The sequence below is a fragment of the Lunatimonas lonarensis genome, assembly GCF_000390185.1.
Lineage (GTDB): Bacteria > Bacteroidota > Bacteroidia > Cytophagales > Cyclobacteriaceae > Lunatimonas > Lunatimonas lonarensis.
Map to the genome: position 1 here is coordinate 1 of NZ_AQHR01000020.1, position 25,341 is coordinate 25,341.

Annotated in this window: 19 protein-coding genes and 1 pseudogene; 14 read left to right on the plus strand and 6 right to left on the minus strand. The window is 45.6% G+C overall.

Translation table 11 applies throughout. The features are described 5' to 3' along the window. Positions 1–86 precede the first annotated feature (86 nt). From ADIS_RS01885 to ADIS_RS01925, 9 genes are all read left to right on the plus strand, one after another. Positions 87–596 (plus strand): hypothetical protein, encoded by a 510-nt coding sequence (locus tag ADIS_RS01885; RefSeq protein ID WP_238325357.1) that lies wholly within the window; start codon positions 87–89, stop codon positions 594–596. 77 nt (positions 597–673) lie between these two features. After that, on the plus strand, positions 674–1,606 hold the full coding sequence (locus ADIS_RS23310; RefSeq protein WP_238325358.1) for a hypothetical protein: 933 nt from the start codon (positions 674–676) through the stop codon (positions 1,604–1,606). Beyond that, positions 1,599–2,015, plus strand: a complete 417-nt coding sequence (locus tag ADIS_RS01895) for a hypothetical protein (RefSeq protein WP_035804336.1) — start codon at positions 1,599–1,601, stop codon at positions 2,013–2,015. Before ADIS_RS23310 ends, ADIS_RS01895 begins: the two co-directional genes overlap by 8 nt. Before the next feature lie 47 nt (positions 2,016–2,062). Next, positions 2,063–2,554: a hypothetical protein gene (locus ADIS_RS01900; protein WP_155907026.1), complete on the plus strand. Its 492-nt coding sequence runs from the start codon at positions 2,063–2,065 to the stop codon at positions 2,552–2,554. Further along, positions 2,547–2,963: a hypothetical protein gene (locus ADIS_RS01905; protein ID WP_010852577.1), complete on the plus strand. Its 417-nt coding sequence runs from the start codon at positions 2,547–2,549 to the stop codon at positions 2,961–2,963. The genes ADIS_RS01900 and ADIS_RS01905 overlap by 8 nt, the downstream gene beginning before the upstream one ends. Before the next feature lie 103 nt (positions 2,964–3,066). After that, positions 3,067–3,435 carry a hypothetical protein gene (locus ADIS_RS01910; RefSeq protein WP_010852578.1) on the plus strand — a complete coding sequence of 123 codons (369 nt, stop codon included), beginning with the start codon at positions 3,067–3,069 and terminating at the stop codon, positions 3,433–3,435. A 26-nt stretch (positions 3,436–3,461) separates the two neighbouring features. Beyond that, positions 3,462–4,253: an RHS repeat-associated core domain-containing protein gene (locus ADIS_RS01915; protein WP_010852579.1), complete on the plus strand. Its 792-nt coding sequence runs from the start codon at positions 3,462–3,464 to the stop codon at positions 4,251–4,253. Between the two features lie 152 nt (positions 4,254–4,405). Continuing rightward, positions 4,406–4,615 carry a hypothetical protein gene (locus ADIS_RS01920; RefSeq protein ID WP_010852580.1) on the plus strand — a complete coding sequence of 70 codons (210 nt, stop codon included), beginning with the start codon at positions 4,406–4,408 and terminating at the stop codon, positions 4,613–4,615. A gap of 6 nt (positions 4,616–4,621) precedes the next feature. Continuing rightward, the gene (locus tag ADIS_RS01925; protein WP_035804338.1) at positions 4,622–4,882 is read left to right on the plus strand and encodes a hypothetical protein; all 261 of its coding nucleotides are present in this window, start codon (positions 4,622–4,624) and stop codon (positions 4,880–4,882) included. A 235-nt stretch (positions 4,883–5,117) separates the two neighbouring features. On the opposite strand, the gene ADIS_RS01930 is transcribed toward ADIS_RS01925, so the two are convergent. Continuing rightward, positions 5,118–7,391 carry a hypothetical protein gene (locus tag ADIS_RS01930; protein WP_010852582.1) on the minus strand — a complete coding sequence of 758 codons (2,274 nt, stop codon included), beginning with the start codon at positions 7,389–7,391 and terminating at the stop codon, positions 5,118–5,120. Positions 7,392–7,471: 80 nt separating this feature from the next. Next, complete coding sequence (locus ADIS_RS01935; RefSeq protein ID WP_035804340.1) at positions 7,472–9,799, minus strand: hypothetical protein; 2,328 nt, start codon at positions 9,797–9,799, stop codon at positions 7,472–7,474. Between the two features lie 213 nt (positions 9,800–10,012). Here ADIS_RS01935 and ADIS_RS23740 point away from each other — a divergent pair. Further along, a pseudogene (locus ADIS_RS23740) lies at positions 10,013–10,687 on the plus strand (hypothetical protein). Positions 10,688–11,234: 547 nt separating this feature from the next. On the opposite strand, the gene ADIS_RS01950 reads toward ADIS_RS23740, so the two are convergent. Both ADIS_RS01950 and ADIS_RS01955 read right to left on the minus strand, forming a co-directional pair. After that, entirely contained in the window at positions 11,235–12,350 is a 1,116-nt protein-coding gene (locus ADIS_RS01950) for a Fic family protein (RefSeq protein WP_010852587.1), read from the minus strand. A 238-nt stretch (positions 12,351–12,588) separates the two neighbouring features. Further along, positions 12,589–13,650 carry a hypothetical protein gene (locus ADIS_RS01955; protein WP_155907040.1) on the minus strand — a complete coding sequence of 354 codons (1,062 nt, stop codon included), beginning with the start codon at positions 13,648–13,650 and terminating at the stop codon, positions 12,589–12,591. A 241-nt stretch (positions 13,651–13,891) separates the two neighbouring features. Here ADIS_RS01955 and ADIS_RS01960 point away from each other — a divergent pair, with 241 nt between their 5' ends. The 3 genes from ADIS_RS01960 (at position 13,892) to ADIS_RS01970 (ending at position 20,632) form a co-directional block, all read left to right on the plus strand. After that, positions 13,892–18,313: a type IIG restriction enzyme/methyltransferase gene (locus ADIS_RS01960; RefSeq protein ID WP_010852589.1), complete on the plus strand. Its 4,422-nt coding sequence runs from the start codon at positions 13,892–13,894 to the stop codon at positions 18,311–18,313. A gap of 558 nt (positions 18,314–18,871) precedes the next feature. Continuing rightward, positions 18,872–19,654: a DUF2971 domain-containing protein gene (locus ADIS_RS01965; protein ID WP_010852590.1), complete on the plus strand. Its 783-nt coding sequence runs from the start codon at positions 18,872–18,874 to the stop codon at positions 19,652–19,654. 258 nt (positions 19,655–19,912) lie between these two features. Next, a complete protein-coding gene (locus ADIS_RS01970) occupies positions 19,913–20,632 on the plus strand; it encodes a hypothetical protein (protein WP_010852591.1) in 720 nt (239 codons plus the stop codon). A 721-nt stretch (positions 20,633–21,353) separates the two neighbouring features. Here ADIS_RS01970 and ADIS_RS01975 read toward each other — a convergent pair. Beyond that, positions 21,354–22,853, minus strand: a complete 1,500-nt coding sequence (locus ADIS_RS01975) for a sulfatase (RefSeq protein WP_010852594.1) — start codon at positions 22,851–22,853, stop codon at positions 21,354–21,356. 12 nt (positions 22,854–22,865) lie between these two features. Next, positions 22,866–24,647, minus strand: a complete 1,782-nt coding sequence (locus ADIS_RS01980; protein WP_162141546.1) for a c-type cytochrome — start codon at positions 24,645–24,647, stop codon at positions 22,866–22,868. A 155-nt stretch (positions 24,648–24,802) separates the two neighbouring features. On the opposite strand from ADIS_RS01980, the gene ADIS_RS01985 reads away from it, so the two are divergent. After that, positions 24,803–25,339 (plus strand): hypothetical protein, encoded by a 537-nt coding sequence (locus ADIS_RS01985; RefSeq protein ID WP_010852596.1) that lies wholly within the window; start codon positions 24,803–24,805, stop codon positions 25,337–25,339. Positions 25,340–25,341 lie beyond the last annotated feature (2 nt).

A 25,341-nucleotide genomic window follows, 5' to 3' on the forward strand; every position in this document is an offset into this window, starting at 1 on the left:
AATGACTGTCCCGACCCGTCGGGAAGGTCGCGGGTTCGAGTCCCGTCGACAACCAAGTCGCTTGGCTGAATGCCGACCGGGGCCGCGTGGTGGGCCCCGGCAGGACGCAGCCCGTCTATGCGGGAGACAGTGTCACGCTCCGCGTACACGGGAAGTACGCCGATGACAACCTAACAAAAATCAATGCTGGCAGTTACATGACCCAATCCGCAAAAGACCGGATGGTGGATGGTTTAAGCGAACTGGCGGGAAGCCTCCAACGCTCCGGTTCAGGTAACCCTATAGCCATCCTAAACCTAGCCAATATCCTAGCCAGTGACTTACAGAACAAGGAAGCTCCTGAAGCGTATCTGATTTACGCACTATACGATCAGGACAGCAATAGATATGAAGTCGGCAAGCAAGTGCTGACGAAAAACGCAGCCAATCAACATGAAGTTCTGGAAGAGAATCTCTATATTAGTGAGGACGGATACCTGGAAACCTTCGTCGTCAACGAAACCCCGGAGGACGTATGGTTCGATGACTTTATGGTCATGAGCACCACCTCTCCCATTATGCAGGAGACGCATTATGACCCGTGGGGTTGGAACTGACGGGGATTGGGTTTCAGTATGGGGAGGACCGAGCGTTAAGAATTAGTCCTTTAGGACTAATTTCGCAAGGGGCCGGGTTGCAGCGTTGGACGAATAAATATCTGTATAATGGTGGAAGCCTACTGATTGATGAATTGAATCTGGGATTGTATTGGACTGCCAATAGACAATACGATCCGATTATCGATAGATTTCAAGGAATGGACAAGCTTTCGGACATGTTTACTTCTGTGAGTCGCATGGTCTATGGCTTTAACAATCCTTTGATATTCAAAGACAAAACAGGCCTGTCTGGGGAATGCGAAGATTGTGTTGACCTCAATGAAGTAGTGGTTTATGCCACAAAGCTACCGAGGGTGGCTCCGGATTATGGTTCTTTGATGCGAGATCTAGGTAGAAGCAGCAGTCCCATCCATCGGAATATAAGCTTTACCGCACAGAACGAGGGGTTATCCCAGGCCCACCAGCTTTTTAGCCGCGGAAGCAATCTCCATTTTAGTTCCGGGGAGGTAATAAAATACAGAGACTCTGAGTATATGAGAGGAATACGGGCGATGGTGGCTTATGGTATTACAGGGAGCGGGAGCATGGTGGCAGCGGCGGCCAGTCCCATGTTGATAGAGACGCTAGGCCCCGTTTTGGCAAGCCGGACAAGAATTAATATGACTATGGAGGCCACAGGGCAGGCAGGAAACAGTTTACTATTTAATGGGAATTTTTCGCAAATGGATTTGGCGGATATTGGACTTTCGGCTTTTAGCAAATATGGATTTGTTGGAATGGCTCTTGTTGATTACAATTTAAGCGGTGAATTTAGTACTGTAGGAAATGGTAAGAGTACCTTACAATTTGGCACAGATATGCTTATTGGAGGATTTAATAAATGGCATAACGATGCTATGGGAGTTGCCGGAGTTGAAGCTTCCGTAGTTAACATTTTCAATCGATTTAATAGTAATTTAACAAATACTGTAGGAACTGGAATTAAGGAAGGGGTGAAAGATGAGTGATAAGAAAGAGCTTTTGACTGTGATCTTAATTTGTTTTTTTGGAGCGGTTTTGTGGTACTTGTATTGTGATTCTTATGACAAATTGTATACGGTAGGTATAGTTGAAAGAAAGCAAATCGGTTTGAAATCAGGCACGGTGATTAAATTCAACTATTCATATAATGGCCGTAAGTATGAAGGAGGAACCGGAATAGGTGATTATAACATAAAAATAGGCGAAAGGTATATTGTTGAATTTGCTAAAGATAAAGTGGATTTGTCAAAGGCTTTATTTTATTATCCCATACCAGATTCCGTTAGGGTTGAAATCCCTTTCGACGGGTGGAAGGAAGTTCCATCAGAACTTAAACGATATCACAGGAAGAGGATGGAACTATTTGGATTGTATGATATCATGTTCAAAAACTAAAGTCGATTTATTTCCATCAAGGTAGGAATCTACATTATAATCAGGCAATGGCCGCAGAAAACTCAGAATTTCTTGACGGTATCCGAGCAATGATGAAATATGGTGTTACAAGAAGCATGGCTGCTACTACAAGTCCGATGTTGGTTGAGACTTTGATTCCAATAATGGCTAGCAAAACAGGAATATATATGACAATAGAAGCCACATGGCAGACAGGTAATAGCCTTCTATTTAGTGGGAATTTATCCCAAATGGATTTGGCGGATATTGGGTTTGCAGGGTTGTTTGGGAAATCAGGATATGTTGCAATGGCTATGTTTGAATATACTCAAGAGGATGGATTTACGAGGTTGGGTAATAGAAAAAATGCTGCACAATTTGGCACGGATTTGCTGATTGGTGGCTATAATAGATGGCACGTGGATAAAATGAGTGCTGCAGGAGTTGAAAAGTCAGTAGTTGACTTTTTTAACAGCTTTAATGGCAACTTAAGAAATACCGTAGGAACAGGCATTAAAGAGGGTATAAAAGATGAGTGAAAAGCAAAAATTTATTTTGGGGTTAGTCCTTGGCATTTCTGGAGTGATTATTTGGAACATCTATTACAATTCATTTGAGAAGTTGTATACTGTTGGAGAAATAACCGGTACAAGCATAGGACTGAAATCAGGCACCTCGGTACAATTTGATTTTTATTTCAAGGGACAGAAAATAGAAGGATCAAGTTGGAAAGGATCTTATTCTGCAAAGATTGGTCATCAATTTATAGTGGAGTTTGGTAAGGATAAACAATCCATATCCACTATTCTTCTATATTACCCAGTTCCAGAATCGCTAAATATTGATATTCCAGAAGAAGGTTGGGTTAAAATTCCTGATGAAATAAAAAAATACAGGTTGAAACGGACCGAGGATTTTGGATTAAGGGAATATTTTCATAGGGATTAAGCTGGTTTTTGAGTTTTTCTAGGAAGAATTTTAAAAATGTAATACAGCTGAGCGAACCATTCTTAACGCTGGATCCTACCTCACCCAATCCGCAAAAGACCGGATGGTAGATGGCCTAAGCGAGCTGGCCGGAAGCCTCCAACGCTCTGGTTCCGGCAACCCCATAGCCATTCTAAATCTAGCCAATATCATAGCCAGTGACTTGCAGCACAAGGAAACCCCTGAAGCCTATCTGATCTACGCATTGTATGACAATGACAGTAATCGGTACGAAGTCGGCAAGCAGGTTTTAACCAAAAACGCAGCCAATCAACATGAAGTTTTGGAAGAAAACCTGTATATTTCGGAGGACGGTTATATTGAAACCTTCGTCGTCAACGAAACCCCGGAGGACGTATGGTTCGATTACTTTATGGTGTTGAGCACTACCTCGCCTATTATGCAGGAGACGCACTATAGCCTGTCCCGATAGCGCAGCGTATCGGGAATCCGTGGGGGTTGGAACAGAAGGGGATTGGGTTTCAGTATGGCAATATAAAGGCAAATAAGTATCTCTATCAAGAGGTCGAGTTTAATGACGCTATTGGTGTTTACGAAACAGAATATAGACTTTATGATCAGCAAATTGGTAGGTATTTGAGTGTTGACCCTTTAGCGGATCAGTTTTTAAGTTGGACACCATATCATTATGCATATAATAACCCTATCTTTTGGAATGACCCTACAGGAGCTGCTCCAGAATCTGGAGATGAGTTTAGGGGGTTAGCTACTCGACACATTGATCCGAGTGGAAGAACCATAATCAATACGGATGATGGTAGAGATGATGTTTTCGTGGTTCCGTGGAATAGGGTCAATGATTTTAAAAGGAATGCTGAATTTGCTTCAGAGACAGGGGTTTCAAATTCAGTTGGATGGAGCGACTATTGGAGGTCTGAGTTTCAAATGCTTGTCAGTGAAGGTACTCTTAATACGCTTCATTCTGAAAGGGCGAAAGATGCTTTGATTGACTATCTGGTTTCGGGTGATTGGAAGGATTGGGGTAGGTTTCTTATGTGGGAAGTAGGAGGACAATGGACAGATCCGGAATTAGTTGTGGGGAGTCTATCCCTAACAGTTTTATCATTACCACGTTCAATTAGAAATTCCATCAGTCCTAAAAGGGTAAAGCATATTTTTAGAGATGCACCTGGCCATGTTGCCGATAGTCCAGCAAATAGAAGAATGGTTGAAACTGTGGGAAATAATAGGCGAAATTTACAAGGTACTGATAATCATGGGAATACCTAACATGCATTTACCCGGAAAGATGGTACTCAAGTTTGGACACAATCTAGGAACGGTGAAATTATAAATGGTGGTGTTAACAATACTCCTAGAACATATAATCCAGAAACTGGCTTGTCTGCGCAGAGTGCTAAAAGAAATTAATTAAGAATGATATGGAAGAAAAAAAAATAACAATATTGGAGGCATATAAAGCCATGTTAAAGTATTTAGAGAACCTTTATGAATTGACCGAATCTGATGATTTAGCGGGTTTTCTTGGATCAATGACATTATTGGAAGACGGTAAACCAGCAGATCAAGCGGTGTGGCATGATTGGATAAATGCGGTTAACAATACATTAGATAAATCAAAAGAGCATTAAATTCGAATGAATTTTTTATTACTTAAAAGGCCGAGGCGCATTGCTTGGGCTTTTTTAATGCGCCAGTTTCTGCACATGCCTTTTGGTGATAAAAGCATCCAGGATAAACAATCTGTTTCTTCAATCCTTTTGTATTATCCCGTTCCCGATTCATTGGAAATAAGAGTTCCTGAATCAGGTTGGACAGAAATCCCTAAAGAAATAAAAAAGCACAGATTGAAAATAAAGGGAGATTTTGGATTAAGGGAATACTTTCACAAGGATTAAGCTGATTTCGGAGTTTTCCCACAAAAGAGTTTAAATTATAGAATACAACTTAGGAAACCATCCTCAAGCCTGCGGCTGACTCATCTAATCCGCATACATGCCATGCCAATGCCGGTCGCACCATTGGTGCTTGTTTGATTATCCGTGCAATAGGGTTTGGTACCGCAGGAATCGGGAACTACCTCCGTTTTTGCACTTCCGACTACCCGGGAAGTATTCAGGATAAATCAACTTTCTATTTCCGCACCGGAGCGCTGATGACTCCAAGATACCTTCCCATCCAATAAGGAAGCAAATAGGTATCTCCCGCACTGAGTTCAGATCTTCTGTCGCCCGCATCCAATTTGAATAGGTTTCTGTTATGCTTTAGTTCAGGACGCTCATCTGGAGGAAGCACCTCCGCTGTCAGCTGTCCCCAAAATCCAGGATCCATCAACATTTCGATATCCATCCGATGGCTGTTTTCGGTTTTGTATTCAATCATGTCCAGGGGAAATTCCTTCAGGTGCCAGATGGACTCTTCCAAGTCAAATTCGCTGGCTCCTGTCATCGCATAGCAGAAATTCCAGAGCGCGTTCTTTTCTGGACGCTCAAACTCCCAATGGTCTTTGATCGCTTCCCTGTAAATCGGCTTTAGAGAATCATGCAACGCATACGGATACAGTCCCCAATAAGCCAGAAAGTACATTTCGTCGTCGCTGTGATTCCATTCCTCGGAAAGCATCTTGCTCCATTCATCGGCATCTGCGGGGGCCTGTCCTATTTGACTGAAAGGCCGGGTCAGGTTTTCCAGGTACCCGTGATTTCCGATCAGGTCCTCTGCACTATTCTTGTAAATTTCCTTTCCGGTAAATTTGTAGGCAGCCTGCAAAAAAGCGATCAGGTTGGAAGAATAGACTTTTCGGTCCCCGATCATGGTGTCAAACCGGTTGATGAATTCGGGATTCCATCTGCCCCAGAGGGAGGGTTTTCCATCTACATCGACCAAGGTATAGTTATTGGCTACGATATAGCCCATCAGGTCGTCCACCAGTTTGATGGCCCGGTTTCTCCAGTCTTCCTCATCGATGTACTCCGCTATCAGGATCAAGGCAAACATCTGCCCCACCGCCTGATCGCTGCTGGCAGAAGCTCTCCAATCCCACTCGGGGTCTTCGGAGTGGTTCCAGCTTACGTTATTGTTGTAGCCCTCATACCAATAATTTTCCACATAATCCCGGTATTCCTTTCGGAATTCAAAATAGCCGCTACGCTCGAAAGTCCTTCCAAAAAGGCCTGGAATTCGCGTAATATGGTGTAACCTCTCCATGGCCTCAAAAGCCTCGTAGCAGTTTTGCTTGGCTTCCTCGGATTGGGTGACCAAATAGCGGAAAAGCTGACTTCCCAGGTACATCCCGGTCCAGAGATTGTCACTGTCGGCGATGCTGTTTTGTGTGGTTGCCAGATCATGGTTATGCAGACGGCTTACGTTCGCATTGATGCCGTAGCGGATATGGCGCTTCCTGACCTGTTTTTCAAAAACCAGGGCCTTATCCTCCAACGTCATTTCTTCAAAGACGATCTGGCCCAAGCCGCGGTCTGTAAGAATCAGCACCGACTGTTCAGGCCCCTTGGAGATATGAATTACCTGCTCTCCCGGAAGCCACCGTTCCCCATGGTAATAATTGAACTTTCCATCCTCTCTGAGCATAAATGCTCCCTTGGTTGACCCAAACCACAGCTTTCCGTCAATCTCTTGTATGGCCGTAAGCACTGTCCAAGGCAACCTAGCGTTGAGAGGTCGGGTCACTTGGCCTAAAGCATCGACCACCACATATCCTTCTTGAGTGCCCAAAGCGATTTCCCCGGAAGCCAGCAAATCAAAGGCAGTCAGCCCCACACCTGAATAAACCTGCTTCTGCTCTCCCCCACTTTCCGAAATCCGGTAAAGGGCAGTGGAAGTCAGGATATAAAACTGGCCGGTGATCGAATCATACTTGCTGTCCAAAACAGGAGAATCGACCTGTCCCGAGAACTTCGCCTTTGAATCGTGGATCAGGGTATAGGAACTTCCTGAGGCGACCAGAAACGCGAAGTCCCTGCCTCCCGCCAAAACATCAGCTTGCGAAGTTTGATGCCGGGAAAACAATTTTCCTGCCAAGGCATTGCTGAATACTGCCTCATCGTCCAGATAGACAAACTGATTTTGGTACAAGATGAAATCAGATACCTTTTTGTCAAGCATGGGCCGGTACTGGATGTCAGGGCCAATGGTGCCGGGGTATTGAAAATGCCCGTTGACGGGATTCATCAAGCCTTTGGAAGTCAGGATTTGGATGACCTCATTTCTATCCGCAAAGACTTTCTTGAAACTAAGCTGCTCATCATCCGAATAGAATTTGACCGCATAATCCTGTAGGTAGGCCACATCCTGATAAACCGAGAGGGATTCCTTTTCCTGTCCTGCTTTTTGCTCGCAGGAGAAAAGTTGTAGGACAACAAAAGGAAGCAGGTAAACAAATTTCTTCATGACGTTGAACTGGAGATTGTTTGCACTTGTAAGGGTTCTGGAATCAACATCCAGGATGGGTTTCGTATTGAAATCCGGAACTACCGTTTGATCAGCCACACATCGGATACTCTGGAGTAATTTCTCCAGCGCATATGAGACTCTTCGGGACGGTCAAAACTCACGGTGATCTTACCGTCACCGACCACATCTCTGGGCACAATGAATTCTTTGAATCCACCCAATTCCTTTTCATACACCAACGGTTCCAAACGCTTGCCGTCAATCCGGATTAAGGCCTCCCCAAAACCGGTCACCCGAATCAGGTAGCGGGCATTGGGATCCAGATCTTCGTATTTCAAGATAGGCTCGACCTGATAGACTTGGGAAGAAAGTCTCCATCGGCTATATCCACTGTCCCACCATCCAAAATCCACCGCATCATACACCGTTGTGGTGACGTGAGGGCTTTTGGAAATATTGGAGACATCGTCGTAGTAGCCACCTTCGCCGGGGTTTTCCCAGTTGGCGATCAACTGCAGCCGGTCTTGCTTTTGCTGTTCTGATTCCATCTTACGGATGGCTTCAAACTCGTCTGCCAGCCACCACCGGTTATTAAGCGGATAATCCACAAAATCCAGGATACAGCCCCTTTGGGAGTTGCTCGCCTGGAATTTGTCCACACTGGTCTGTAGGCCAACAGTCGTAAACAAGGCATAGGCGTAATCCTCGATTTTCTTTCGGGATTCCCGCTCAATAGGTTGGGAGTCGGCCCGATTGACCAGTTCCAATGCCTGATCCATGGCAGCTTCTACGCCAAGTGTTGGGTATTGAAGGAGAACCGCATTGGCTTGTTTTTCCAGGTCGGTTTCGTAGATCTTTCGCTGACGCACATAGGCATCGTAGTAGGCCCTCATCACCAGCATCTGCCACCTCCAGTTTCCCGAAAGCTGGGGGTGGCCCGATTCCAGATTTTTCCAATACGCAAGGGTTGGTTCTATACTCCCGTTGTCTATGATAGAACCATCCCAGTTTTTTTCCAAGCCAAGGATACCCTCGGCGGCCTTTTTGTCCAGGCTAGCACCAAAGAAAAATCGGGAATACGCTGTGAGAATATCCAAGATGTTTTTGTCCGGATCCCAACCTCTTTGGCTCCAAACTACCTTGTTTACATCATCGTGAGCCCCATCCGAGTAGGAGACAAAACCGTCTGTAAAAGGGGCAAATTTGTTATGGACCTGTCCATAGAACACAGGCATGGGATTGATCCCCTCTCGGCCAATGGTCAGGGCAAAAGCCTGGTCAAAGTTTGGCACCGGGTAGTCACAGCGCACATTGTGGGTGATATCGGGATAGTGCCTGTGCTTATACTGCTTGGGAAGCCTGAATCGGGTCTCTGAAATCGGAGGACTACTGGGACCCGACACCACGCCACGAAGCCAAGTCGGTTGGTGTCGCTCCAAATACTGGTAAAAATAATCCACCTGCTCCTGACTGAATCCCTGAAGGGAAATCCAGATGCCTGCGTTGGGATGGTATTTGACCAACCGCGCATGCAGATCCCGGAGAAATGGCATGACTTCCTTGGGGTGGTTATTTCCAGGGTCTCCGCCCGGGAAAAAGATATTGTCCAGCCTTGGCACTTTTCGGTAATTGGCTTCATGGATGTCCAATTCTTTGGTCCGAACCGCTGGATCAGTCAAGTCCACGGTGGCCGGAGTCCATATCCAGTATTCGATGTCGTACTTCTCACAGATCTCACTCATCTTCACGTTCATCTCCTCCCGGGAGATTTTGAAATGAGGACTGTTGTCCTGGACGCCATCAGGCGGAATGTTTTCGATGGCATTGGTGCCAAACAGTACCAGATCACGGATATACTGATCGTATTGTTCCACCGACCAGGCATCGTAGGAATTGGCGGTATTTCGGTAGCCGATTTGATGTCCCCGCAGGGAATATCTCGGCGCAGAGGCGAAATCAAGGTTGTCGTCAATCAGAAACTGCCCTTTGCCCAGTAGGGAGGTTCGGAGCAACTCTCCGATCCCGAAGAGCACCGCTCTGGAGTCCGCCCCAATAATCCAAAGGACATTGTCCTCCCATACAATCCTGAAACCTTCCGGCTGAAATTCAGGCGAGTTACTTCCCTTGGGTTTTGGGAGGTTTTTCCCTTCCAACTGGACCGAAGAAGTTAAGGCAAGCGCTATCGTATATTTTCCGGCTGCGTTCCAATTCTCAATTGCGCTTACGCTAATTTTGCTTCGTTTTCCGATTTCATCCCGCAATATCTCCAAAGCCGAGGCGCGTACCTGGGATTTGATATCCTTTGACAGAATGACATTTACTTTGGAAAGGTTGATGGATTCGGCAGAAAGGGCTAATCGGAAAAAAAATAAGCCAAAGAATAGCAAGGCGATTTTCGTTCTCATTGGTAAAGGGCTGAGGGGGTGATGGGATTTTGGCAGATTGATTATTCAAATTCTCACATGCATTACTACCGGTTCCGGAATTTGGGCTATCCAGTGGCCTGTTTCTAGCTAATACTACTTTACGGAGTTAAAAATTTTGCCCAATAGGGCAAAATTAGCTATGTTGTGGTAACATATATAGCGTCTTCAACCATTACCGATTGAATTAGGCCCATGCTTCTTCAATCGGATAAAAAAATTTTTGGTTTTCGGGTAAACCTCTGTGAATCAACTGCTAGGCTACAGGGTTTCGCCGCCTCATTCAACCCACATTTTACCTGTCACCGTTTCGACAACACCCCGACGGCCCTGGAGTACATAAAAGGGCTGATGGTCTGCGAGAAGAACACCGCCAATATGGAAAGAATGGAAGAGACAATCGATTTGTCCGATTACAGGCGTTACCAGCACTTCCTGTCCAATCCCACCTGGAGCCACCATGCCGTAATCAGGGAGGTTCAGATCCAGGCCTCCTCAGTCCTTGCCGTGGAAAAGTCCAGGAACGGCGGGGTGGACGAATATACGCCAAAGCAATACGCTTACTTTCAGGCACAAAGGAACTGAGTGGAAAGGACGTTAGACGACAGCAAAAATGAGCTGGGCCTTTCTGATTACCAGACGAGGAAGTGGATAGCATGGCACCACCACCACGCCATGGTTTTCATGGCCGCGCTCTTCATGATGAAAGAGCGGATAGCAAACAGCAATGACTTCCCACTCATGCGCGTAAGGGACCTGAGGATATTGATGGTCCTCCTGCTCTTTGGCAGCCCAGAGGATTTTGATAAAAAGCTCAACCAGATGAAATCGGGCATGACGCAAGCGACACACACTGGGATGCCCCGATAGCTATCCGGGGCTGCCATGCGAGATTCCATCCCGATAAACCGGGACAAGTTCTGACCATTAAAAAACAATTATAGACAGATGAAAACCAGACATAAAACCGTAAAAGAAACATCGACCGGTATTACCAAAACGATGGTTTGTTTAACTTGGTAAAGTAGAAATATTTACCCACTTCCAGCACCGCAAAGCAAGAGTAGCCCGATATTCCATTCCGCTGCGCTACATTCCATACCGTACCACACTTGCTTTTCCCAACATACCCCCCAACGCAGGTAAAGCGGTGTCCGTCAGTCGTTCCGTTTTGTTCCGCAAAAACATATCTGCAAGGGTAAAATGAACTTCCTTCGGTCGCCCTTGCATATACCGTTCACTTACCAGTTCGCTTGCGCTCCAGTAGGTGCTTACTCATTGCCGTTCACTTGTTTTGATTCACACACTCTCTTCTTCCTCACTCGCAGCTATTTCATCCCCACAAACCCCATAGCCTATCGAACCATCAAACCGATAAAAGTAACCCCGAGAAAGAGTCCGTAAGAGAAAAACAGCATCAGATTATATCTGGATTTCTATCCCCCATTGGGAGATAGTAGCGAGTATACCTAAGTTTACCAGTCTTTTTTAGAGCTCCAAGGGCTACCATTTCCGCTAGATCTCTGGTTGCGGTAGCAGGAGAAGTTTTGCAGATACGAATGTAATTCTCGGCACTCAGACCACCTTTGAAACCCTCCGGTCCTTCCCGAAACAATCGCAGCGCGACTTTGGCCTGCCGCTCATTTAGCTTATTCCGGAATTCCTCAAAGTAGCGAGCCTTTTCAACAATAAATAGAATCAATTTCTGCACATTGATTTGGGCTTTCAATACCTCTTCAGAAAAATACACTAGCCAATCTGTCACCTCCAAAGAGCCATTGGCACGCTCTAATGCCTGATAATACGCTTTTTTATTTCGCTCTACGGTACTGGAGAGTGAAGTAATCAAGGGATGCTTGGCACCCATAGCCAGGGCTTTTTCTGCAATGGCTCGTCCAATTCGACCATTTCCGTCTTCAAAGGGGTGAATTAATTCAAAATACAGGTGCGCCAAGCCAGCATGAACCAATGTGGGCATTCCCTCGCTGAAAGCTCTATTGAACCAAAGAAGATAATTTTCCATCTCTTTTGGCACCCTATAAGAAGGCGGAGCCTCATAGAAAACTTGGGGCGAATCTAACCTCCCCGATACAATCTGCATCGGATCTTCATGAACTCGATAACCTCCTACAATTTCTAAATCAATCCTTCCGTTCATCATCATTCGATGCCAAGAGAATAGGCGCTCCTGGTCAAGGGGCTCATTATAACTCTTATAAAGGTCCACCATCATTCGGGAAACACCCGTTTCTTTGGGACCAGGCCTTCTTCCATCAGTCTGCAATCCCAGCTGACCGCGGATGGATAATTGAACAGAATCTCTGTCCAATATCTCCCCTTCAATTTTAGATGTATCCAGCGCTTCGTTGCTCAAAAGACTCACCTTTAATTCATCCGCATCGTCAGGCGACACAGAACTAACTGAACCTAAAATCAAACCCGTATTTCGATGAAATTCGCGTTCTAATTGAACGAATGCCGCAGGGTCAAATGTGAAGTTTGGCCAGTCCGCTCTCTTCCAAATCCATTGCATGAGCTATTGAAATTGTTTCTATAGCTCAATAATACGAAATAAATGAGTTATAGGATGATTTTCTATCCCTCAAAGTGAAAGACTTTGCGGAAAACATTATCTAAAATTGCAAAGGAATTTGGGATTGGCAATGATCTATTGTCAGGCATAAATGAGGATCTAAACCAGGTGACCTTAGAGGGCAAAACGGTACATTTAAACTTCAGAACCATGCTGAAATGGTTCAACTGGTTCCGCATTACTTCGGTTGCCCAGCAACCAACCGATAGGTATACAGGGTATGGAAATCTTCCTCTACTCCTGCCCTTTCCTGGTCCTTCAACGCCACAATTTGCCCTTTGCTGTCCACCAAGGCTGAATAGGGATTCATGCTTTTCGGAATGGATTGATCAATGGTCAATTTACTTAAATTTGAGTCAAAAACAGCCATTTCCATAGGAAAAGAGTAAACCAGCTCCATTCGCTGGGTCGGGTCTGATACGTTGTAGGCCAACTTTGTTTCCGGAGAAACACCCTTACTATAAAAGACCAAAAAGTGATCTTCTAGTGGCAAAAACCGGTGAATCCGTGGAATGCGATACACAAGTCCGTTTTTCTCAAAAAAAGTATCCATCTGCTCCAGCGGAACAGGTTGGTCCGGGAACGCATTTTTAGCCGAAATTTTCACGGTTTTCCCAAAGATCAGCTGTTGCTCCTTTTCATGATACACGTGAAACTCCAGCGCATTCGTGACCGAAAGGAACCACTTGGAGCCGCCATTTTGGATAAGGGGCGTGGGGTAGCCGTAAAAAAGCCCTGGCTCAAACGCATCGGTCTCCGGGAAATGCATAGTACCATAATGGTCCCCACTCAACGTATCCAAAACCTCCATCATAGCCCCACCATCCAGCATGCGCTGATAGGCTGCCTGCCGGTCTTGTCCTTCTACCGCCGATCCCGGTTTATAATAGAGTAGTTTGTCCCCAAAGGAAAAGCCGGCAATACTTCCTCCTCCTACGATCCAGAAATAGGGATAGGGAATCTCTGTGCGGTTCAAGAGATTTCCAGATCGGCTCAACGTATAGATTTTGTCTCCAAAAATGCAGATGCCGTTTTCGGAAAACGTGGGGTTTAGTCCATAGCCATGGATCGCCTCAGGCCCTTCACTCAACAGGGTAAAAGCCTGTTGGATAGCTCCTACCGAGTCAAAAATCAGGATTTCTCTTTTTTGGTGGTTATATGCCAGGTACTGATTGGTTGCCGGGTCGTAATCCTTTAAGTCCAAGTTTCCCATGTAGGCTATTTGGACCGAGTCAATCAATACAAGGGAATAGTTACTTTCTGTTACCGTTTCCTTTTCGGATCGAGCACATGACAGCAAGCACGCTACCGAAAAAAATAGGACTGCTAGGCGAAGATTCGACATCACTAAATGTAAAACGAACGGCTTAAAATTCCAAAAAACATCGCACATCATGCATTCATCAGCCCTTTTTTGTTGCAAATCCCGGCAAAAACAAGCAACTTGGTTCTCGGTATTTTTCTGGATCTAATCCCGCAACATGAATCAAAAGATTTTCAAACCTAGGCAGGCATTAAACAAGGCATTTTTGAAAGTAAAGCCTGTACGGACGCAAATCGAGGTCTTTAAATCCAACCTCATCCGCTTGCTTGATCAGATCAATGAAGCGGAGTCCGAAGAGTTTCACAAGAATTTGGTTGCGGACTTCCTCAAACGAACCTATTATGAACCGGATTTCTCCATCAACACCAAAGGGAGAAACGATCTGGTCATCCACAATGGAAAGGATGGGAAAAGCCCCGTGGGCATAATCCTGGAAACCAAGAAGCCCGCAAATAAGAGTGAGATGATTGGGTTTGGCGCCCTCACCCCCCGGCCCCCTCTCCCCGCCGGAGAGGGGGAGATTTTGAGGAAGGCTAAGGAAATAGCACTTCAGCGAAAAAAAGTTAATCCCATCATTCTCGAGTTTGCTAGAAACAACCGGAAAAATGCCACGGATGCAGAAGCATTCTTGTGGGAAATGCTCAGAAACAGAAAACTGAATGGGTTAAAATTTAGGAGACAACATCCTGTCAACGATCAGTTTATTCTGGATTTTTATTGTGCCGAATGCCGATTGGTAATTGAAGTTGATGGCGGATACCACCAATCATTGGAGCAAAGAGGATATGATGAGGGCAGGACACATGAATTGAACGAATTAGGATTGACTGTATTAAGGTTTTCCAATAAAGAGGTCATCGAAAAAACCGAAAGGGTTTTGCAGGAGATTTTGGATTGTGCCTTTGTACTTCAAACTTCATTGGGGGAGAACGCCCTCACCCCCCGGCCCCCTCTCCCCGCCGGAGAGGGGGAGGCTGACCTCTCAGCTTCGCCGAGAGGGGATTTGAGGGCGAATCTCAATGTAAAATCCTTGCAGGAGCTCATATTGTACTTCCTCAGAGAACGCATTACGCATGGTAATCTGGAGATAAAGCACCTGATCGTTACCAATATACATGAGTGGTTTGTGTTTGACGCAACCGTGTTTGAAAAGGCTTTTGCCCAAAACAATGCGTTGGTGAAGGACTTCAAGGCATTTGAGGAGGGAAAACTATCAGGCACAACCACCGATTTTTTTTATAAGGAGATCGCCGCCAAGGCGATTGACAGGATGGAGGGGGAAATGGCATTTACCTATTTTGACCTAAGGCAGTATGAAAAACCGCTCCGAAATGCGGATATGGCGGATGATGTGCAGCTGATTGCGCTTTTTAAACTTTTTTCGCCGGAGCATTTGCTCAAGCTGCCGTTTGCGAACGACAGCAACAGCCTGGACAGACGATTTTACGGCGAACTGTTGCATATCATTGGACTAACCGAGACCAAGGAAGGCAGCAAAAAGGTGATCGGGAGAAACAAGGTAGGCGAGCGAAATGCAGGTTCCCTGTTGGAAAGCACCATTACCGAACTGGACAGCTTGGACAAAATCAGCAGACTGGAAAAGCCAAGTCAGTTTGGAGCCACCCATGAGGAGCGGCTTTTCAATGTGGGATTGGAGCTCACCATCACCTGGGTCAATAGGATCCTGTTTTTAAAACTCTTGGAAGCCCAGCTTATCCAGTACCATAAGGGAGACCGCTCCTATTCTTTCTTGAATCCGGAGAAAATAAGAAGTTATGACGACCTTAACAGCCTCTTTTTTAAGGTACTGGCCAGAAAACAAGAAGACAGGTCTAAGGAGATCACCCTCACATTTGGCCATGTCCCCTACCTGAACAGTTCCCTGTTTGAGCCGACGGATATGGAACACAGCACCCTGTTCATCTCCAACCTTGGGGATGAAAAGCCCGTCCCCATCATCGCCACGACGGTCTTGAAAAGCGAGCAGGGGAAAAGGCGGACCGGGAGTCTTTCCGCACTGGAGTACCTGTTGGAGTTTCTCAACGCCTACGATTTCAGTTCGGAGGGGTCGGAGGATATTCAGGAAGATAACAAGACCTTGATCAACGCTTCCGTGCTGGGCCTTATCTTTGAGAAAATCAACGGCTACAAAGATGGATCTGTTTTTACGCCCGGGTTTATTACTATGTACATGTCTGCGAAGGCGATTCGGAAAACCATCGTCCAAAAATTCAATCAGGCCAAAGGATGGAACTGCCAAACCTTTGAAGAGCTGAAGGAAGACATACAGGAAGAAATCAGAGCCGGCAACAGAAGAGAAGTCAGAAAAACAGCCAACGAGATCATCAATAGCCTGAAAATCGTGGATCCCGCGGTTGGATCTGGGCATTTTCTCGTATCTGTATTGAATGAGTTGATTGCCATCAAGAGTGAGTTGAAAATCTTGGTAGATGCCAATTATGACCCGATCAGCAGTCATGCCGTCGAAGTGGTCAACGACGAATTGGTCGTTGTGGACTTAGAGGGTAATTTATTCGAATACAACTACTTAAGCAAGGATAGCCAGCGAATCCAGGAAACCCTTTTTCACGAGAAGCAGACGATCATCGAAAACTGCCTGTTTGGCGTGGACATCAATCCCAATTCGGTGAAGATATGCCGGCTACGGCTTTGGATTGAGCTATTGAAAAGTGCCTATTATAAAAAGGCAGGTTCTGCAACCGGCAACAGCTCTCCCGTTTGCTACGCTGAGAGTGAGGACCTGAGGGATGAATACAAAGACCTTCGAGGATCTGAAAACCTCAAAGGTCAGCGCGAACTGGAAACCCTCCCCAATATCGACATCAATATCAAATGCGGCAATTCGCTTGTGTCCCGTTTTGCGCTGGATGCCAACCTTAAGTCTGCGCTCAAAGGGTCCTGGAAAATCGAAGACTACAAGGCAGCCGTCTCCACCTACCGCAATGCCAAAACCAAGGACGAAAAGCGGGCAATGGAAGCACTGATTGCGCAAATCAAAACCAACTTCCGCTCCGAGATCTCCAAAAACGATCCCAAGATCATCCGCAAGGCCAAGCTTGGGGGTGAACTGTACAACCTCACCAGTCAGACCGCTATCTTCGAAGCGTCTGCCAAGGAGAAGAAAGTCCGACAGGCTAAAATTGAGAAAGTTTCCGCGGAGCTCAACAAATTGGAAATGCAAATAGAGGAAATCAAAGCCAATCGGATCTACGAAAATGCCTTCGAGTGGAGATTTGAGTTCCCGGAAGTATTGAACGAAGAGGGCGATTTTGTGGGATTTGACCTGATAATCGGCAATCCCCCCTACATCCGGCAGGAGGAGTTTTCCCATCTAAAACCCTACCTGAAAGAAAGGTTCCAAACCTTTGCGGGTACGGCAGACCTCTATGTATATTTCGTGGAACTCGGCATGACCCTGCTGAAGGACGCCGGTGATTTTATCTTTATCATCCCCAACAAATGGATGCGGGCCGGATATGGGAAAGCCATGCGGAGTTATGTCAAAGGCTTTGCGATCCGTGAGCTCCTCGATTTCGGAGACTTGCCCGTCTTTGAGGAAGCGACCACCTATCCCCTGATCATCGCCTTGTCCAAAGCGGCTGGTGGGGAAAATTTCCACGCGGCAAACCTTCAAACGCTGGATTTTTCGGGGGGTATGGAATACTATCTGAGAAAGAACCGGATGGAAGTATCGCCTGAAGGCCTGGGCGAGGAAGGCTGGACCCTGACCGACAGTCGGTCTCAGGCACTGCTGCTCAAACTCAAATCCCAGGGCGTTCCCCTATCGGAGTATGTAGAAGGAAAAATATTCAGGGGTGTGTTGACAGGCTTAAACGAGGCCTTTGTCATCGATTTGGAGACCAAAGAGCGGCTGATTGCAGAAGATCCGCGCAGTGCAGAGGTGATCAAACCCTTTTTGGCAGGTAGGGACATCAAGCGGTACCAGCAGCCAACGAGTGATAAGTTTTTGATTTTCACACGACGGGGAATTGAAATTGAAAACTATCCTGCAATCCTCTCCCATCTCGAAAAATTCAGGGAAAGGCTAGAGCCCAAACCCAAGGACTACAAAGGGTCTAACTGGCCCGGCCGAAAACCCGGCACTTACAAATGGTATGAAATTCAGGATGCTGTGGATTATTATGAAGAATTTGAGAAGGAGAAAATTATTATTCCAGCAATTGTAAAATCAGCGTCTTATTGCCTTGATGTTGAGGGAAATTACAGCAACGATAAAACCACGATAATCCCAATAAAAGATTTGGTGCTTTTAGGTATTATGAGCTCAAAAACGATTGACTTCTATTTAAAGTCAATTGCATCAACAAAACAGAATGGATACTTTGAATACAAGCCTGTGTATATCGCCCAACTTCCAATCATAACTCCCGAGCAAAGAATCAAAGACCAAATCGAAGAATTGGTCATAGAAATACTTGAAACCAAAAAGCAAGATCCGAAATCTGACACCTCTACTTTTGAAGCCGAAGTTGACCAATTGGTTTATGAGCTGTATGGGTTGAATGAGGAGGAGATAAATATAATAAAAGGAATTTAATAGCTATTTCTATGGGATATTACAAAAACATTAGATGTAGGCATTGTTCCTATTCATTTACAGAAGGATACACACCAGCTAATGGATTTAGGGTTTCAAATCTTGTAATACCATACATTCAATGTCCAAAATGCAAAAAAGTAAATGCCACTGGAGATATCCCATGGTCAAAATTCTCAAATTTGAATAAAATCTATCGTTGGGTTTCTTTATTAATTAGAGGCTTGCATTATGGTTTTTTTTTCTAGGTATAATAATTTGGGGAGTCTTAATAAAATTATTATAACTAGATTTATATTTACATATTTTTTCACATATTTTTATTGATATACTCAAAACTATTTCAATTATGATAAAATATAATAGCATGACTATAAGAAAAATACAAGAATTATACAGTAAAGAATACTGGGGCTATCTATTATCAAATACAGAGGATAAGTAACCTCTAATCACTAATAATAGAGTATCAATCATGTATACATTACATCGCAGATAAAAATAGAGTTTCATCTTACTGTATTTTTTAATAATTGAAATATAAAATCACAAAAACTTATGAAAACACCTAGTATTTTGTATAAGTATAGAGATTATCACAATGAATACAACAAGCGTATTCTTTTTAACTTTGAAATATTTTTGCCTTCTACAACAATGTTCAACGATCCATATGAAGGATCAATTCCGTTTGTATATAATCCAGAGGACTTAACTGAGGAAAATTTATATATAAGAATGAGGCAATTAGCCAAAGAGGAAAATCCCAAATGGTCTGATACAGAAATTGAAGAATATTGTTATGAAGCAATGAAAAAAGATCTGCTAAACGATCCAAAACATTTGGAGGAACAGCGCCTGGAAAATATAAGAAAAATCGATGCGACTTTTGGAATTCTTTCTTTAACTCCAAAATATTTGAATTACTTAATGTGGTCTCACTATGGTAATTCCCATCGAGGCTTTTGTATTGGTTTTGATTCTCAAGATCTATTTAATGAAATTGGTGGAACAATAGGACCAGTTGTATACCAGAGACAAATCCCCAAGATGGATATATTCGGAGGCCCACTTGAATTTTATATTAAACAACTATCTACTAAGTCAGAAATCTGGCAATACGAGGATGAATACAGAATAGTAAAGGCCGATGGATCACGAGAAACAATTTGTTACGATAAAAAAATTATTAGAAAAATTGTTTTAGGGTGTAAAATGACTCAAAGTGAAAAGCAGGAGATTATTGACTTTGTAATCAAAAATGAAATTAACTGCGTAATATCAGAGCTAAGTCTTGACACAGAGTCTGAATTTAAATTGAATGAATTAAGAATATATTGAATAAAACTCATGTTGAAGCCCTATTAAGGAGTATCGAAAATTACTCAAAAGTTGCAAACAAATCGCCTTTACAGGAAGATGGACTACGTATCATCTGAACCCTCATTATTTATCAGAAGGTTCGGATTCATCTAGTGAAAATTCAAGGTCAAAGGTTGACTACTCAAAAGTTGACAGCTTTAGAGAAGCTCCAGTCAAAAAGCTTCCTCTAAATCCCCAGTATTAATAAGGTACCAAAGACTTAACCCCATGACACGCATGCTTCCAATACTACTTATTATCCTCGGCGGAGGACTCCTACTTGTTGGGATTGTTCTTCTGATCAGATCAAAGCCGGAAAAGAACGAATCCCTGAATCAGGTTATCGCAGCCGTAAAAGCCGATGGAATCCTCACGCCCAAAGAGGAAAAGCTGGTTCGGGAAGTGGCACAGGCGGAAGGAAAAGATGGGGATTTGATCGTTGCCCTTATCAAGCAGGAACTCGAAGCCTCCGAAGAAGACAGCGAAACAGAACTCATCGATGTGAACGCTAAAGCGGGATACGACTTTGAGAAGTTTGTGGTGCAGAAGTTCGACAAAAGGTACTTCGACATCCGAAACTGGGCAGGGGATAAATTTGTGGAGGGACGATACGCCGACACCACCACCCAGCCGGATATCCAACTATCCCTAACGCTTCGCGGCGACTCCTACCCTTTTGCCGTAGAATGCAAATGGAGATCCGAACCCACCGGCGATTTTGTTCGGTTTGCCAACGATGGCCAATTGGAACGCTATAAGGCCTTCGCCAAGCAGGAAAATTACCCCGTCTTCATTGTGTTGGGCATTGGCGGGAAACCTTCCGACCCGGCGGAGCTCTACGTTTTGCCTGTTCACGAACTGAATAAGCCAGTCCTTCACAAAGCAGGCCTTGGAAAGTACAGAAAGAAGGTGGATTCAGATTTCTTTTTTGACCAGAAATCCCAAAAGTTGAACTGAAAAGTGGTCAAGCAATGAAGCATTTTCTCATCGTCGGGTGAGATAGGCCAAAACTGCTTCAATTTCGTTGGACAGAGATTGAAAGCCTACACAATGTACGTTTTTTCGGTCCACCGGTAGCTAAATAGGCAATACCAGTGCTCATCGCACCGTTGTTGCCTTTTTAAATATCAGAACCAAGTGCAAAATCACCAGCCTTGGGCAACGCCCAAGGAGGAATGCGGATACCCTACCCAAGCGTCAATGGCGCGGAATCAATATTGGAAGAACAATGAATTTGGCATCAAAATGAAGGCACTAAAAGGTTAGGAAGGCAGAAAAATAAAAAAGCTATGAAACATCGTTCCATAGCTTTAGTCAATTAACAATAAACCCAAAATAACCAAGTTGCAACAGAAGGATTCGAACCTCCGGTGGATGAAACCACCTCCAGCTAGATCTCTGAACGATCTTGTTACAAACGTATGACCGAAGCAATTACCTCGAACTACACTACAAAGGTAATGGCTATTTTTTGATTAAAAAAATTTTTGTTAAAGTATTATTCAAAAATACATTTTTTTCAATACCGGTTCGTCGAATTGAAATTTTATTAATTTGAGTTCATTGAGATCACGTTTCATTGACAAAATATAAATTTTTATCTCCCTGTATGGATTACCTGAAACCAACGATTCATTGGAAAAACAGAAGCATACATCCCTACTTTCGAGAGTTGCTCCTACTTCACCAGCTCCTCCCAAACGATCGGGTTGCCTTCCCAATGCCATACACCGTCCACTTGCTCCAGGTTTCTATGCCCACTGCCGGGTGCATGGGGTTCGTCTTTTTCCCTGATCCATCCCCGCAATTCATCCTTCACGGCCCGAAATTCCGGGTTTTGGGCCAAGTTGACATGCTCATGGGGATCCAGCTGATGATCGTACAGTTCCTCCGCGCCATTGGCATACCGAATGTACCGCCACCTTTCAGACCTGACGCTGTTGTTTCCGGGGTTGTGGGTGGTGATGGCAGGGCGCTCCCGGTCGGCGGTCGGATCCAATAACTGGGGTTTAAGGGAGACTCCTTCCAATCCTTCCTTGAATGGCAGGCCTACCCAGTCCACCAGGGTTGGGTATATATCCAGCAGCTCGGCAGGTCGGGCTACCACATTTCCCTGCGGAATGCCCGGGCCGGCAAAAATCAAAGGAACCCGCGTAGATCGTTCCCAAAGGGTATTTTTGCCTGTAATGCCTTTTTCGCCCAGGTGAAACCCGTGGTCAGACCAAAGCACCACGATCGTATTGTCCGCCAAACCTTCGGCTTCCAACGCATCCAATACCCGTCCCACCTGCGCATCGGTAAAGCTGATCGTCGCCATGTAGGAACGGACAAAATTCTCCCATTGCCCATTTTCCTTCAACCAACTCAGCCGAACCTCCGGCAGGTACCAATGCAGGTACCAGGCAAAATCCGGCACGTCCTCGCGCTCGTTGTCCGGTGCAGGAGGTAGCTGAATGCCAGCTTCCATTGGGTATAGATCAAACCACTTTTGGGTAGCAAACAAGGGTACATGGGGAAGCCAAAAGCCCACAGCCATAAAAAACGGCTTGCCGTCCTCGTTTTGGGCCAAGGCTGCCAAGCGCTCTTCCGCCCAGCTTGCCACCTTAAAATCATTTCGGACACTGTCATCTTCCGCAGGGTACACGCCCCAATCAATCAGGGGATGGTTGCCCATATGGGTGGCAGGAACCAATTTTTGCGGAGGATGCCCGGCCGTTCCGCCTCCGATAGGCCCCCATTCCTCAAAATCGACCCGTTTGACGTCGGTATCGCCTAGCGTATGAAAAACTTTTCCGTTTGAAAGGGTTTTATACCCATGCTGCTGAAAATATTGCGGAAGGGTAACCGCATCCCGCGTTTTTTCCACGTCCCTGAAATGGGGGAGCAGATTGTAAATCCCTGTCGAGGAAGGTCTGTAGCCCGTCAGGATGCTGACCCTGGAGGGGTTGCACAGCGTGGCCTGGGTGTGGGCATTGGCAAACAAAACACCCCTAGCTGCCAACCTATCGATGTTTGGGGTGTGAATTTGGGGGTGTCCCCCCAAAGCCCCTACCCAATCGTTCAGGTCATCTATCGCGATAAACAGGACATTTGGGAGCGGCTTCTCGGCTGTCTTTTCATCGCCGGTGCATCCAATAAGGCCAAGAATAACTAGGGCAATAAAACCTGATTTCTTCATAACACAATTGGTTTAGGGAAATGACACCGTCCAGATATTTCCTCCCCGTTGTCGTCCTCCGTACTCAATAACATATAATTCCTTTCCTACCAAAACAGCATCGACCGGCTGGTTAAAGCCTTCTGCTATGCGCCAGGAATTCAAGGTGAAATTATCCAAGGCAGGATCATACCTTACCCGAAGCAGCAGTAAATCCTCTCCATTTGTGGTAAAGGGCTGCATTAGGCTGGATTTGGTTCCTTTGGTATATCGAAGCGTCAAGGCACTCCCCGTATAGGGATCACCGAGGAGTCCATCGCGGTCAAAATTCAACCCCAACGGCGAAGAATGGGCAGTAAAACTGGTAATGCTGCTACCCGTGGCTGCGGCATCCATAATTTCGCCGGTTTTGCGGTCCCTGTACTTGACAGCGTCCGGTCCGAAATTCCGCATGCCCGGAGAAAAAACCACCTGATCGGGGCGCTTTGGAAAATCGGGATCGTTGTAAAAATCCTGAGGCCATGCCGCTGCAGACGTATTCAGGAACGGATCTTTTTCAGGGTCGGGATGCCAATCGGGAAATTGCTGCGGGGTTTCCAATCCACCCATTACCCAGGGAAAACCATAATGGTGACCTTCCCTTACCCAAAACATGTCCTCACTCTGGTCGTAGTCTCCGGAATTTACCACCGCAAACATATTGCCTTCTTTATCAAAATCGAAATCATACGCATTTCTTATACCCTCAGCGTAGAGAAATCCCCTGCTACGCAACCAGTCTAGGTCATTTTCCAGCAACAAATCCTTGGTGTCAATCGGAAAACGGAAAATGGCCGCCGTCAGGGGTTCATTTCTCGAATTTGGATAGGCTCCTTTGTTGTCCTGAACCTCTCCGTGGTCTGTACGGGATCCGCTTACGACAAAAAGGTGGCGACCATCTGGGCTTACGCGGACGGCACTCCATCCGTGATCAAACGGTGTACTGGTAGTTCCGTATTCCACCGTAGAGAAAACCTTGGTTACCGAATGCTTTCCATCAGAATCTAATGACACGCGCATTACCCATCCCGTTGTTCCCTTGTTGTCGTTTACCCGGTTATTTCCCGCCAAAAAAAGTGTGTTGCCTTGGATGGTTGCCCCTTGAAGCCGGCTGATGCCGTGATCGCTGACCGACAAGATCCGCTCAGCTTTCAGAGGCTTCTGGCTTCGCAAAATACGAAAAACCTCTCCCTCAAAGGTCGCGTACCAAATTGCGTCGGTCTTCGGTTCGTAAAATATCCGCACGGCCCTCGGCGCAACTTTCATGTAGTGGTTTATCTGCAGGTCGTCACGAAGACGAACGGGTGAGGCAGCCAAGGTTTCTGCCATTCCCTCCCCCAGTTTACGGATGTAAGCAGTAACCTGCCATCGCTCCTGTTCTGAGAGAACCTCCTCGAATGAGGGCATGATGTTTCTTCCAGTAGATATCTTCCAAAAAATAGCCCCATCTGTCTGGTTCAGGAACGACTTTGTGTGAAAATCTGCCGGCCTGGAATCCATGGCGCCTCCCGCGGCCCCATCACCCATCCCTGTCTCTCCGTGGCAGCTCCAGCAGTATACCTGGTAAACCGCCTTGCCTGCCTCGAGTGCTGATTCGTCCTGAAATGGGTTCAATCGGTGATTGGCGGATTCAGGGGCACGCCAAGGTGTCTCCCCCTGCGTTGTTCTGTTCTCTCCGGAAGGCGAGCAGGCGGGGAAAAAAACAGCCAAACCAAGCCAAAAGACCAGCATTGGAACCACTCGATACACTCGCCCGTATCCTACCAACTTTCTCATATAGGTTAATAAAGCCATTAATTCGATTCAACTCCCAAACTTAATCTGCGGCATTTGGGTTATTTTTATACATTTCTACTGATCGTTGCAGTTATGCCTTCGAATTTGCCAAATATTTTTGTAATTTGACTATACTTTCTATTCAAAGAATTTCTATGAGACGATTTTACTTGGTTGCTTTTTTTCTGTTGGTATCCGTTCAGCTCTCTTGGTCACAAGTGGGTGTCAATTCGCTCAACGTGGGGTTTGATGCAGGGATCACATTAAACGAGTTTTTTCAAAATGAATTTCCTGCCGGTTTTGGGGGATCCGTCAAGGCACTCTATGGCGTGGGTATGAACGGGCAGGTAAGCCTAACAGGTGGCTTTACCTACTTCCCCATCAAATCTACGATAGCCCTACCCGCGGGTGACAATGTAGCATTCAACCTAATGCCGCTTACCATCGGGTACCGCATGTTTTTTGACCAGTTGTTTTTCGAGCCCCAGGTAGGAGGTGCCCTGCACGTTACCCGTAATCGGTTCGCACAGAACAGCGACAACGTGACTACCGCAGAGCTGGGCTTTGCCGCAGAGGCAGGCTACGTTTTTGATCCCTTCGAGCTGAGTTTCCGCTACCAGCACACCGGTAGGTCGCCTTTTCATATGGGCTTTTTGGCGGTGCGGGTGATGTACCGAATACCTGTCTTTTAAGC